The 13,849-nt window shown below is 32.2% G+C and carries 11 protein-coding genes; all 11 read left to right on the forward strand.

What is annotated here, in order from left to right; genetic code table 11:
- Positions 1–781: 3'-5' exoribonuclease YhaM family protein (locus ACLUJM_RS10290; protein WP_412412775.1), on the forward strand; the 781-nt coding region annotated here is incomplete at its 5' end.
- 6 nt (positions 782–787) lie between these two features.
- The gene (gene rlmD, locus ACLUJM_RS10295) at positions 788–2,218 is read left to right on the forward strand and encodes a 23S rRNA (uracil(1939)-C(5))-methyltransferase RlmD (protein ID WP_412412776.1); all 1,431 of its coding nucleotides are present in this window, start codon (positions 788–790) and stop codon (positions 2,216–2,218) included.
- 349 nt (positions 2,219–2,567) lie between these two features.
- A complete protein-coding gene (locus ACLUJM_RS10300) occupies positions 2,568–3,935 on the forward strand; it encodes a restriction endonuclease (RefSeq protein ID WP_165868710.1) in 1,368 nt (455 codons plus the stop codon).
- 870 nt (positions 3,936–4,805) lie between these two features.
- A complete protein-coding gene (locus tag ACLUJM_RS10305) occupies positions 4,806–5,738 on the forward strand; it encodes an HTH domain-containing protein (protein WP_120093222.1) in 933 nt (310 codons plus the stop codon).
- 212 nt (positions 5,739–5,950) lie between these two features.
- Positions 5,951–6,190, forward strand: a complete 240-nt coding sequence (locus ACLUJM_RS10310; RefSeq protein WP_120093225.1) for a helix-turn-helix domain-containing protein — start codon at positions 5,951–5,953, stop codon at positions 6,188–6,190.
- Positions 6,191–6,203: 13 nt separating this feature from the next.
- Positions 6,204–8,117 (forward strand): DEAD/DEAH box helicase family protein, encoded by a 1,914-nt coding sequence (locus tag ACLUJM_RS10315; protein WP_120093228.1) that lies wholly within the window; start codon positions 6,204–6,206, stop codon positions 8,115–8,117.
- Positions 8,114–8,302, forward strand: a complete 189-nt coding sequence (locus ACLUJM_RS10320) for a hypothetical protein (protein WP_120093231.1) — start codon at positions 8,114–8,116, stop codon at positions 8,300–8,302. The genes ACLUJM_RS10315 and ACLUJM_RS10320 overlap by 4 nt, the downstream gene beginning before the upstream one ends.
- A complete protein-coding gene (locus ACLUJM_RS10325) occupies positions 8,299–10,218 on the forward strand; it encodes an AAA family ATPase (protein ID WP_120093233.1) in 1,920 nt (639 codons plus the stop codon). The genes ACLUJM_RS10320 and ACLUJM_RS10325 overlap by 4 nt, the downstream gene beginning before the upstream one ends.
- On the forward strand, positions 10,151–10,699 hold the full coding sequence (locus ACLUJM_RS10330; protein ID WP_120093236.1) for a hypothetical protein: 549 nt from the start codon (positions 10,151–10,153) through the stop codon (positions 10,697–10,699). The genes ACLUJM_RS10325 and ACLUJM_RS10330 overlap by 68 nt, the downstream gene beginning before the upstream one ends.
- 101 nt (positions 10,700–10,800) lie before the next feature.
- Positions 10,801–12,744 (forward strand): DUF262 domain-containing protein, encoded by a 1,944-nt coding sequence (locus ACLUJM_RS10335; RefSeq protein ID WP_120093239.1) that lies wholly within the window; start codon positions 10,801–10,803, stop codon positions 12,742–12,744.
- Positions 12,745–12,981: 237 nt separating this feature from the next.
- On the forward strand, positions 12,982–13,849 hold an 868-nt coding region (gene dndC, locus ACLUJM_RS10340), incomplete at its 3' end, for a DNA phosphorothioation system sulfurtransferase DndC (protein WP_412412777.1).

Here is a 13,849-nt window from a genome sequence, read left to right on the forward strand (position 1 = left end):
GGGAATTGCCGAATTTGACACCCTGGACTACATTGAGGTATACGGCGATGTGAACAGCTTTCAGGGCGCTCTGCAGGTGAGCGTGAAAAGAGTCCGCCTCTGCGAAGAGGGAGAATACGATCCTGCCGACTACCTTCCCGTAAGCTCCAAAAATATAGATGACATGTATAAACAGCTTCTGGGCTTTATCGGCAGTGTGGAAAACCAGTACCTGAAAAAGCTCCTGGAAAGCTTTTTCCTGGAAGACGAGTCCTTCATCAAAGCCTTCCGCATGTCCTCCGCCGCCAAAACCGTACACCACGGCTTTGTGGGAGGCCTGCTGGAACATACACTGAGCGTAACCAAACTCTGTGAATACTACTGCGCCGCCTATCCCGTACTGAAAAGAGATCTTCTTATCACGGCTGCCATCTGCCACGATATCGGCAAAACCAAAGAGATTTCTCTTTTCCCCGAAAACGATTATACCGATGACGGCCAGCTCCTGGGACACATCGTTATGGGCACAGAGATGATCGGCCAGAAGGCCCGCACCATCCCAGGATTCCCGCCTGTACTGGAAGCCGAGCTCAAACACTGCATCCTGGCCCATCACGGAGAATACGAATACGGCTCCCCCAAAAAGCCCGCTATCATAGAAGCCGCCGCCCTCAACCTGGCCGACAACACGGACGCTAAGATGGAAACCTTCATGGAAGCCCTTCAGAACACCAAGGATGACGGATGGCTGGGCTATAACCGGCTCTTCGAATCCAATATCAGGATGACACGGATGGAGTAAATATATATGGATATCAAAAAGAATGACATTCTCACAGTAGAAATAACCGATACCGGCACAGAAGGCGAGGGCATTGGCAAGCTTGCACTCCCTGCCCCTGATGCCGCGGACACAGAAGAAAAAGCCGGCGGAAAAGCCGCAGGCTTTACTCTGTTTGTCAAAGATGCGGTCATCGGCGATACCGTACAGGTGAAGGTCATGAAAGCGAAGAAAAACTATGCCTATGCAAAGCTGGAGAAGGTTCTTGTGCCTTCTCCTTTTCGCGTTCAGCCTCCCTGCGCCTTCCACCGCCAATGCGGCGGCTGCCAGCTGCAGTCTCTCTCATATGAAAAGCAGCTGGAATTCAAGCAGAATAAAATCAGGAATAACCTGGTGCGGATCGGCGGGTTTGATCAGGAGAAAATCGACGACTGCATGGAGCCGATTATCGGGATGGAGGATCCCTGGCATTACAGGAATAAGGCCCAGTTTCCTTTCGGATATGATAAAGAAGGGAATGTGGTGACGGGATTTTATGCGGGAAGAAGCCATACTATTATACCTAATACGGACTGTGCGTTAGGGGTGGAGGAAAATCAGCAGATTTTGGAGATTATCCTCAGGTTTATGAAGAAATACGGGGTGTCCGCTTATGAGGAAGTGTCCGGGAAAGGGCTGCTGAGGCATGTGCTGATCCGGAAAGGATTTGCCAGCGGACAACTGATGGTCTGCCTGATTATAAATGGGAAGAAGCTGCCGGAGGAACAGAGACTGGTGGATGAACTGTGGAAGATACCGGGAATGACCAGTGTGTCCGTGAATGTGAATACGGAACGGACGAATGTGATTATGGGGAAGAAGGTCCGGGTTCTTAAAGGGGAAGAGAAGATTGAGGATTCGATCGGGGACGTGGTGTTCCGGATTTCTCCGCTGTCTTTTTATCAGGTGAATCCGGTACAGACACGGAAGCTGTATGGACAGGCTTTGGAGTATGCGGGGCTGACGGGGGAAGAGACAGTTTGGGATCTGTATTGTGGGATTGGGACGATTTCATTGTTTCTGGCGCAGAAGGCTAAAAAGGTGTATGGGGTGGAGATCGTGCCGGAGGCCATTGCGGACGCGAAGGAGAATGCGGTAAGGAATAGGATAACGAACGCGGAATTTTACGTGGGGAAGGCGGAAGAGGTGCTGCCGCGGAAGTATGAAGAAGATGGGGTTTATGCGGATGTGATCGTGGTGGACCCGCCCAGGAAGGGGTGCGATGAGAAGTGCCTGGAAACGATGGTGCGGATGCGGCCGGGGAGGATTGTTTATGTGAGCTGTGATTCGGCTACTTTGGGGAGGGATTTGAAATATTTGGGGGAGAATGGGTATGAGGTGGTGAGAGTACGTGGGGTAGATCAATTTCCGGGGACAACGCATGTGGAGACGGTGGTGTTAATGGGGAGGAAAGACTAGGAAATTAAAGGATTTCGAGACTTTGATGAGGATATGTAGGTGTGCTTTTATGGTTGCTTGAGGTGAAATATGTTTCAGATTACTGGGGAAAGGAAAATGAATGTTTTGACAAAAGGGTTCAATTCTGCTTGAAAGATTTTTAATGTCCCACGAAATTACTCCTATTCAGGAAAAAATTGAAATAAGGTATGACAAAAACCTTGTTCAATAAAAGCATAATATCTAAGAAGCAAAAAATATTAGGAAATGGGAATTCTATGTATGTTGGTTTGATTTTTTAATTATAATATAACATTTATAGATTATGATAGCAGGCATATTGATTTATAAATGGAATGGGAGGAATAACATGTCAATACAAGTGGATGATGTTATTAAAGTGTTAAGTAAAATATATAATTTTATTGAAGATGATAATATAGTTAATGAAGAAAATATATTGAACTATGAAACCGATGATATAGAGCCCATTAGAGTAAGGATCTATACAGAGAGTAATAAATTTGATATTTTTAAAGAATATTCTTTTGATGATTGGAGCCTTAATTGTGATGATGATTTTGAATCTGATTATGGATATAAAGAAGATATATTGATAAATTTTAGAAAGTCATTATTACGATTTAGTTTGGAAAGAATCGTAGGAATCAAACCACATGAAGAAGTTGATGATTTTTGTGCTGCTTATGGTTGTCCTGATAAAAGTTATAATATTTACGTAGGATATTGGAACCAAGATATTAGTGAAGATTTAATTAATAGATTTATGGAGTCTGAGAATAGCATTAGAGAGTTATCAGGTATATATACGACTGATAATGTATATGACGCAATAGATGTTTTGATTGCTCAAATACCTGAATATAAGAAGTTATTGAAGTCTGAAAATGAATATTACAAATGTAAATACCTCTATATCTCAAGTATAAAATATGATTTAAAATCTTTTTTTTCAGATGAAGAAAAATTAGTTAAAGCCAAGCATTTTTATAAAGGAACTGAAAACATTCTTATTAAGTTTGAAAATGGATTTATTGGCAGTATAAATTTAGAAGCATATAATATTTATGAGCAAATTATTTCATTGATTAGTATTTTTGAAATACCACAAATCTATACGGATTCGAATGAATATATATATTTAACAGACTCGTATATTAACTGTCTGTTTAATATAAGTGGTTATTCAGAGGCTAGAGATCTTGAGCAGTTATATTTGCAAGAAATGATAGATAAGTTTACCCCTTTTCGAAACCCTCGAGATGTATATTTATATGATTTTTCCCATTTGACTGCCACTCAATTTGAAAAGTTGTGCTATGATTTGTTAATTGAAATGAAATTTGTAGATGTCCATCCTATTGGAAAAACCAATGCAACAGATGGGGGGAGAGATATAATTGCCAATGAAATAGTTAAAGGTGCATTTGGTGATGAAAAGCGACTTTGGATTTTTCAATGTAAGCATAGTAAAAAAAGTCTTGATAGGAAGGATGTTGCAGAAATTGGTGATTTGCTAGAAGAAAATAATGCTCAAAGATATGGTTTATTTTGTTCAAATGATTTATCCTCTTCAGCGATAAATAGAATACAAGCTAAAAATAGGTATCTCAATGGTTGCATCCATTATTGGGGAAAAATAGAAATGCAATCTCTATTAAATCAATATCCAAATATAGTTAGTAGATATGCTTTTTTGCCCCAAAAAACTATTTGATAGTTAACATTAATATGAGAAATAAGTAAAAACCTCCTATGGTATAAAAATAATTAGTAGGGATTCTTGGGAGGGGGAGAGCAACACCTTAAAAATAGCGAAACAATTTCGTTATGTAGTATAAGTATTCTATTTCGTCGCATGTGGAGATGGTAGTTTTCTTATCCGTACAATTTGCTGAGTTAGGGTTCTTTAGGATGTTAACAATGCTGTATTGTTTATCAACTATATTCGTTTTTGCAGTAGCATACTGTCTATTTATACACTCTCTATAAAGCTTAGAATTATTTAGGATATGGTGGTGTCGATAAGTGTAGATAAACAACTTTTTTGATGAAAGACTATATTTGAACATAAAATTTCTATTAAAAGGGATTTACGGCTAAGGTATACTATAATACAAAACATTCTTATTATTAAGTTTCTATAGTTATAACTTGGTGGGATTAATAGATGTATATTTTCTTGTGATAAAAGTATATGTTTATTAGTGCATAAGAGAAGGTATTATGACTATAAGCAATCATTTGAGTATTTTAAAATTAGGGAATAAATTTACAATAAACTTAATCTAAGGTTTTAAAATATTTAAAAAGAAGTTCGTACTCTTTAATATATTGAGAGCGAAAAGAAGAAAAAAATTTTATTACATTAGGATTGTACATGTAAATTTTATTTTGTACAGAATAATTAATGAAATATACAATCTTTACAATATGTATAAGTAGGTAATCCACTATTTAATACGGCTAATATAATATTTTTTTGGCACGAAGATTAATTATTTTCAATGAGCATAAAATGTTAATTGACTTAATCAATATAAATTACTAAAAAATAGTATATAAATTAAAAAATGGAGAATAGCCAATGAAAAAGTATACTTTAAAGGATTTTGCTGAACAAGTTATTCATGAAAATGCCGAACCAATGACAGCGTCTGAAATATGGCAGTACGGTTTGAATAAAGGGTATGATAAAAAAGGAGGTTTTGTTGGTAAAACACCTTGGATCACTATTGGCCGAAAAATAGATATTGATATTAAGGATAATCCTAATAGTAAATTTGGTGTATATGCTCAGCTTCGGCCAAAGAAATTTTATTTAAAAGATGAACCAGTGCCAAAAGAATATAAAGAATATGAAGAAAAGAAGTCTAATAGAACTTTTGGTTTATTAGAGATAGAATTACATAAACATCTAACATATTTTGCATATACGTATCTTGAGCATGTATATACTAGAACAATTCATCATCAAAAGTCAGGGAAGAATGATAAATTTAAAATCTGGTTACATCCGGACCTTGTTGGAGTATCTTTTCCTTCGGATGTTTGGGAAAGTGATGTTATAGCTCTTTCAAAGGAAATGGGGGTACTTCCGTTAAAATTATATTCATTCGAGTTAAAACGTAATTTGAGTTCATCCAATTTACGGGAATGTTTTTTTCAGGCAGTTTCTAATTCATCGTGGGCACATGAAGGATATTTGGTTACAGCTTTTATAGAAAAAGATGACGACTTTAATCAAGAATTAAAACGTTTATCAAGTTCATTTGGCATTGGTATTATTAAATTGGATGTGTACAATCCGGATGATTCCGAAATTCTATTTCCTGCTAGGTCAAAGGAAGTACTTGATTGGGAGACTATAAATAAATTATGTATAATTAATTCTGATTTCAAGGAGTTTATAGGATGTGTCAAAGATACTGGACAGACAAACAGGATTAGAAAAGAATTATATGATAATATCTGCGACTCCGAAAAATTAAAGTTAATAAAAGAAGATAAAATGTTATAAATCCATGAGATCTATTATGTTTTTTATGCCAGTAGGAATCTCCTACTGGCAATTTTTTTTGCATGAATATATTTTAATTAACAAAAAAAGGTATAAATTGTAAAAAAAATAAGTAGCAATGAGATATGGACTCATATAAGTCCCAATATATTCATATTTTCTCCTAAAATTATTAATGAACCCAAATAGGTTCGTTTAGGAGATGATATTATATGGAAGAACAAAAAATAAAACACGACGATTTTATTCATATTGGGAATAATATTAAAAGTATAAGAATAGAAAAAAATATAAAGCAAAAAGAACTTTTGAGAAGACTTCAATACAGTGGGATACAGATGACGAGAGAGTGTTTAGTGAAAATTGAAGGTGAAAGACAACATATCCAGGCATCTCAGTTAAGAGGAATTAGAGATGCTTTGGGAACTACTTATGATGAACTGTTAAAATAGCAGGAGCAACTAAATGCAAGAATTAGATATAGGTATATCATATAATACTTCAGAAAATAACTTAGAACAAGAATTTTATAGACCATGTTTACAGTGGGCTGTTAATTATGATAGAGGTGTGGGCTTCTTTACTTCAGGCTGGATATCCCAAAATTCAATGGGGATGGCTGATTTTGCTAGTAGAGGCGGACATACCCGTTGGATTATCAGTCCTATTTTATATTATAGCGATTATGAGGTGATTATAAATAATAGTTCAGAACAAGAAAAGTATAAGTATTTTCGTGAGCTTTTGCTTAAGAATATAGAATTACTAAAGCTTGAAATGGAAGAGAATACTAAAAATATATTTGCATGGATGCTTTATGATAATATTTTAGAAATTCGCTTTGCGATACCTAAAAATTATTTGGAGGATGGAGATTTTCACGACAAATTTGGGATTTTCACTAATGAATATGGAGAGAAAATCTCTTTTTTAGGTTCTATAAACGATACGAAAAAAGGATTTTCAAATTATGAAAGTATTAAGGTATTTAAATCATGGATTGAAGGTGTATCAGATTATGTTGTTTCAGATGTAAAGAGGTTTGATAAATTATGGAATAATTTAGATTCGAACGTGGAAATTTATACACCTGATTCTGCAATTAAAGAAAAGATATTTACATTAAGAAGTTCTGAACGTCCCTATTTGTTTAAAGAAAAAAAAGATAAGTGGCATCATCAAAAGGAAGCTATGCATATTTTTTTGGAGAAAAAGCATGGTATATTACAAATGGCTACAGGAACAGGAAAAACAAAAACATCTATTAATATAATTAAATATTTATTTGATTGTAATGAGATTTCTAGGTGCTTAGTGATAGTGAGAGGTAATGAGCTTTTAGAACAATGGTATAAAGAAATTAGAAAAGAGATAAAAGATATAATTATTTTTAGGTATTTTGATAAGTATAAAGAATTTCAAGATTTTTTACTTTGGAATAAGAAAGGAATATTACTTATTTCCCGGGAAGAAAGATGGTTATATAATTGCCTTTCGAAATTGGAACATCGGGGAAATGAGTTGGAAACATTAAATAAAACGTTTCTATTATTTGATGAAGTTCATGGATTAGGTTCTCTTTCATTAAGAGAAAGTCTTACAGGAATGATAAGTAAATATCAATATCGATTAGGATTGAGCGCAACACCAGAAAGAGAATATGATCTAATAGGCAATCAATTTATTGAAGAAGAGATAGGACCAGTCATTTATGAATTTGGTTTAGAGAAAGCTATAAAGAAAGGCATTTTATGTGAGTTTGATTATATCCCATTAGATTATGAACTATTGGATTCTGAACGCAAAGAAAAGAAAGAAATAATTGCTAGATATGAATATATGCGAAAACGGGGAATTTATTTTGATGAAGAACAGATGTATAGAGAATTGGCTAATATAAATAAAACATCAAGTGCCAAATTACCTATTTTGGATAATATAATAAAACAAAATTTAGACATACTAAATAATTGTGTAATTTTCGTTGCTAATAAAGAATATGGTGAAGCGGTACAAAATGTTTTAATTAATTATATGCCTAATTATCATACATATTATAGTGCTGATCATTCTAATAATTTAACAAGATTTGCGAACGGTGAACTAACATGTTTAATAACATGTAAAAAGATTTCAGAAGGTGTAGATATTAAATCTGTAAAAAACATAATATTGCTTTCTTCTGATAAAGGAAAATTAACTACAACTCAAAGAATTGGACGAAGTTTAAGACTTAATCCAGAAGAGCCTGATAAAAGAGCACTAATAATTGATTTTGTTTGTATTAATGTTCAAGAATCAGAGGAGAGAGAAAGTACAGATCAAGAAAGAAAAAACTGGTTGAGCGATTTAGCAAAAATTAGGAGAGAATATGGATGAAATTATATAGTGAGTTAGAAGAGTCCATTGGCATGATTATTAATTCTATGGATGAAACAGATACATTCAAAGTAAGATTTGAAAAGTTAATTAATAATTATTTTGAACGAAGTTCTTCAGTATCTGATTTGGAAGATACAATTAATTTGTTAAAGGTGGATTCGGAAATAGAGGGTAAACAATGAATATTGAAGTTATAAATTGGAAATATGAAAATATTCGTAAAATGGGTAATGTTGAAGTCGAAATATGTAAAAAGTCTGGTGAAATATATCCAGTTTCTTTAATTATGATGCCAAATGGGACTGGTAAGACTACTACTGTTACTTTGCTTAGGGGAATTCTGAGCGGTAGAGCGGTTTCTTGGGATGAAAAAATGGTACGCTCGTTTGCTCCTACTAGAGTATATGCAAACAAAGGTAAATTTACTCTTAAAGTATCTTTTGATAAAAAAATATACTTTTATATATTACATTTAGATTATGAACATGGTAAAGCTTTTATTCAAACAAGTATGACTGGTGAAAGCGGAGGTCTAGATGATGGATGGGAAACTCCAAGTATTTTAAAAGGAATTATTGATAATGAAGAATTTGTAAACAGATTTGTTTTTGATGGTGAGCAAGCCAGGAAAACCTTAAGTTCAGGAAATGAAGAAGCAGAAAAAGCAATTGTATATTTATATCAAATTAATAAATTTGATGACTTGATAAATGAGGTCGATAAATTAGTAAAGATAAAGCAAGAACATGGTATTGGGAAAAATACATCAAGAAGTATGAAGGTATTATTAGGAAAGTATCAAACAAGAGAAAATACAGTATTAGATTTAAAACAAAGATTAAATAAGGCTAGTAATCAATTAAGAATTAAAGAGGCTAAAAAAAAAGAATATGAAATAAAATATAGAAATTTTATTGAACAGGATAATAATTTTAATGAAAAAAAACAAAAAATAGATGAGAAATTAAAAAGGAAGGAAATAGAGTTAAGTCAGAGTTTAAAAAGGATTTTGTATTTAATAAAAAAGCCATATAATATCTCCCATGAATTTGCTCAAAGGTTAGAATCCTTAGCTTCAAATATGCAGGTGTTAAAATTACCCAAATCTACTGCACGAGAATTTTTTAATGAGATTGCAGAGGGAGCAATATGTATATGTGGAAGGTGTATAGGGGAAAAAGAAAGAGAAAATATATTAAATAATGCAGATCATTATTTAGGACAGGAAGAGTTGGTTGCTTTAAATGCAATTAAGGGCTCATTAAAAGAGATTAAAGTTACAAACGAACTAAGTGACAGTATTAATAATTTAGAGGAAATTTCAAGCACATTACGTGAATTGGAAAACGATTATAGATTACTTGAAGAAGAGATGGTAAATAAGGGAAATGAAGAAATTGCAGATATACAGAATAATTTGCAGAAAATAGATGTAGAAATAAAAAAATTACAGAATGAAGTATTATTATTGGAGACAAAGGATTTTACTGTAAATGCAGGTCTTGATAAAGATAATAATATTTACTTAGCCGAAAAGGCCTTTGAAGAAGCAAAAGAAAATTACTTAAGGGCCATAGGTACTTATGAATTCACCATGAAAGCAGAAAAAATAAAAGACTATTTAAAGGAGATAAGAAATAATGCTCTGGAAAGTTTGAAAAAACGAGTTATTGAAGAAACAAATAATAAAATATCCAATATAATAAAGAATGACGATATTACTATCAAAAAAATAGATCATCATCTCATTCTGGATGGAAGAGAGGCTGTAAGTGAAGGACAAACTTTAGCTATTGCCTATGCATATATAGGTTCTCTATTTGAACATGCAGTTTTTGAATTTCCATTTATTGTTGATTCACCAGCGGCTGCTATGGATTTGCAGGTTCGTAGAGAAATTGCAAAAGTTATACCTAATCTTTTTAATCAGTTAATTATTTTTGTGACATCAGGAGAAGTAAAGGGCTTTGCAGAAATGTTTTACAAACGAGATGATGTACAATATATTACCCTAAAAGGGGGGAAAGATAATGATGTTGAATGTAAATTTGGAAGAGAATATTTCGCCAGATATCAGGATAAAGAGGGCACAGAGTAAAGTTCCATTTATTTTACCAAAGAATTGCCGTAAATATTTTCAGAATATCTTTGATCCAAAAAATAAGGATGGTACAAAGTTAAATTTGTATTTTGATGAATATTATTTTTGCTTGTTAGCGGGATTGTCCTGTGGCAAGTATGATAGTGAACCTGAATTGGACTCAACTTCCCAGATGGATGAATATCCAGCAGAATATGAAGAATGTCGTGATTATGTAGCAGGGCTCTTAATAGCAACGGAGGCAGAGCTTATTGGTATCCCTCAAACCGATGCTGTGGGTTTAGAAAGACTGATGGTAACATACATAGATTCTACTTCTAAAACTAGATTAAATGGAAATGCCAAAAGGCGGTTAAATCAATATGCATCTAGGGGGATGGGATTAATAAGAGAAAAGTTAGGTGGTACACCATATAAATTAGAAATGTTTTTACTTGATTTTTTTCAGTGTTTGGAAAATGGAGAATTCAAAGAATAATTATTTTTAAATTTTATGGAATCGGACTACCCCTAATTGTAATATTAAACACAGGATAAAGATTTACTATGAAATAAATTGATGAGTACGGAGGAGAAAGAATGTCTAACATTTGGGGAACAGTAATTCACTTAAAAGAATTTCTTGAAAATAAGGAAACTTCAGTTCATGTTCAAAAGGGAATAGAGTCGGAGCCTGTATTTTCTTTAAAAAAGGATAGAAAATATATTATACCTGATTTTCAAAGGGAAATACGGTGGCAGAAGAAACAAGTGGTTGAACTTCTGAGGGATATTGCAAATGGGCAAAAATTTTTGGGAAATATTATTCTTACAAGAGTAGCTAACGATTTTGAAATAATCGATGGGCAGCAAAGAATAACAGTTTTAATAATTATATTACACTATTTAAGAGTGAAATTTGTAGATTCATTTGAAGTTTTTGAAAATTGTATAATAATTAATCAAAATTTCTCTGAGTTTGCTAGTTTAATGAAATATAATTTTAATATTGAAAGTATTTCTGATGATATTTTGAAAAAAAGAATATTACTTAGTGATAGTTTCGAACAAAGAAACGGATATAAACAAATATGGGATGCTATAGATTCATCAGATATTTTATCAAATTCAGTTAAAGCTGTAAGCTTTTATAATAATCTTAAGAAATGTGATGTAAATATTATAGTAAATATTGAAGGCTCTACAGAAAATAGTATTGAATATTTTATAGATGTAAACTTAAAAGGTATAAGATTAGATGCGGAGGATATTTTTAAAGGTTATTTATTTAATAATGATTCAAGTAGAGAAGTAAGAAATTATTGGATAAAAATAAAAGAACTTGTTTTTAGACTTAACAAAAGAAGAGACATATATTCGGTTGTTAAGCTATTTGAACATTATTTTTATTGTGATTTATTTTTAAAACAAGGTTATGAGTCTGTTGTTTTCAAGAAAGAAGAATTTATTTTACTAAATGATTGTACAATAAATAATGTAAATCATTATGCTGGAGAACATATAATAAAAGCACTCAATAGCAATAGTTATATGCGAAGTGTATTAGTAAATATAATAAAATATTTAGAAATAATAATTGATATAATTGAATCATCCGGTCCAAGTGAAAAGTTTAAAGAATTATTTACTGGTCAAAAGACTCTGGATTCAATAGAATATTCTATTATACACAATTTAATGAAAAAAATATTGTTAGATAAGGATACAGTTCCTAAAGTTTTAATTATGAAGTATGTATTAAACGTATTATTAAATAAAGAAACTAATAAATTTGATAGTAAAAAAATATATGGAGTATTTTTTTATGCTACTTTATTTATGATTTTTTCTGACAAAAAGGATGGAGATAGAACTTTTAAAATTGTTAAGCATAAAAATTGGTATAACGAATTAATGTTAGAGATTATGGAATATTTTGATGGTCATAATATACAGAATAAAAAAATATATGCAAAGTATAAATATTCTTTAAAGGAGGATGCTCTTGATGAACGAATAAGATGTAAATCGTTAGCAGCTATCTATAACTACTTTGAGTTTACAGATAATATGGTTAAAGTTAAGAAAGGAAAATACGAAGAGTTAAAAGAGTTTATTACTAATGATGAGGTTTATAGTATAGAACACTTTATTATCAATAAAAGTAAAAAGGTAAATGTAAATTATGATGTATTATATGAATATCCGACAGAAGTTTATAGTTACAGAAATTCACTTTTTAATTTTATTTTTATTAATAAAAAAATAAATGAAAAAATATTATGTAATTATTTTATTCAGGATAAAATAAAAATTTTGGAAGAAAAAGGATATAATTTTAATTGTGAATATACTAATATGGTAATTGAGAAAGTTAAAGAAACTTTCGAATGTTATCCTGAATTAAATGGTTGTAAGACTTTTGAAGAAGTCAATGCTATATTGAATAATTATTATGAAACTGATTTTAAAGAGAGTTATGGAATATTTGTAAATGAAATAGTAATGGAAGTCTTAGCTCATATAAATCCTTTAAAAAACTAATAGATAAAACAACAATATAATTTCATATATTTTAAGGGCAGAGTTATTTAAATGAAATGACTCTGCTCTTAATTATTTTATTTGTGTTTGTAATAGAAGATCTAATACTTAATATTGAAACCAAAGAATTTTAAAGGATAGCTTTCTATGAGAACGTGTAGGTTTCTATAAGAACATCTGTTTACATCTATATCTTTTTAACTTATAATAAGGTGATAAAAGGAAAAGGTGATTGAAATGGCATTAAATAAAAAAGATATTAACGATATAACAAAAATGATTCAAGAATTATATCTTGAAGATAATATTCCCTGGATATGTGGATATAGTGGAGGAAAGGATTCATCGGCAATAGTTCAACTGGTATGGTATGCAATTGCTTCATTACCTGAAGAACAAAGAAGTCATAAAAAAGTATACGTTATCAGTACAGATACCTTAGTAGAATCCCCTGTAATAGCTACTTGGGCAGAAGCATCATTAACTAAAATGGAACGAAAAGCTGCCGAAAATAAAATGCTTATATTGCCTCGGCGTTTAACTCCAAAAATGAACAATACATATTGGGTAAACTTAATTGGGCGAGGATATCCTTACCCTCGTAAAAATTTCCGTTGGTGTACGGATAGGCTGAAAATAGAACCTTCTAATTCTTTTATAAAGAGTGTATTGGATTCTGAAAATGAAGCTATTTTAGTGCTTGGCACTCGTAAAGCCGAAAGTAAAACAAGACGAGAGGTTATGGAAGAGTATGAAAAGAAAAGATATAGAGCTCATTTAAGTAAAAATGGTTCCTTTGCAAATTCATACGTATTCACCCCCATAGAAAACTGGAGTGATGACGAAGTATGGCAGTACCTTATGCAATATGAAAATCCGTGGGGACATTCAAATAAGGAATTATTGGCAATGTACAGTGGAGCTTCACAAGACGGAGAATGCCCTTTAGTATTGGATACAAGTTCTCCAAGTTGTGGAAATAGCCGTTTTGGATGTTGGGTTTGTACCTTGGTATCAGAAGACAGGTCGATGGCCGCCATGATTCAAAATGATTCTGAAAAAGCATGGATGCAACCTCTATTGGATTTCAGAAATGATATTGCAG

It is taken from the genome of Finegoldia sp., from assembly GCF_046991905.1.
In the GTDB taxonomy this organism is placed as follows: Bacteria; Bacillota; Clostridia; order Tissierellales; family Peptoniphilaceae; genus Finegoldia.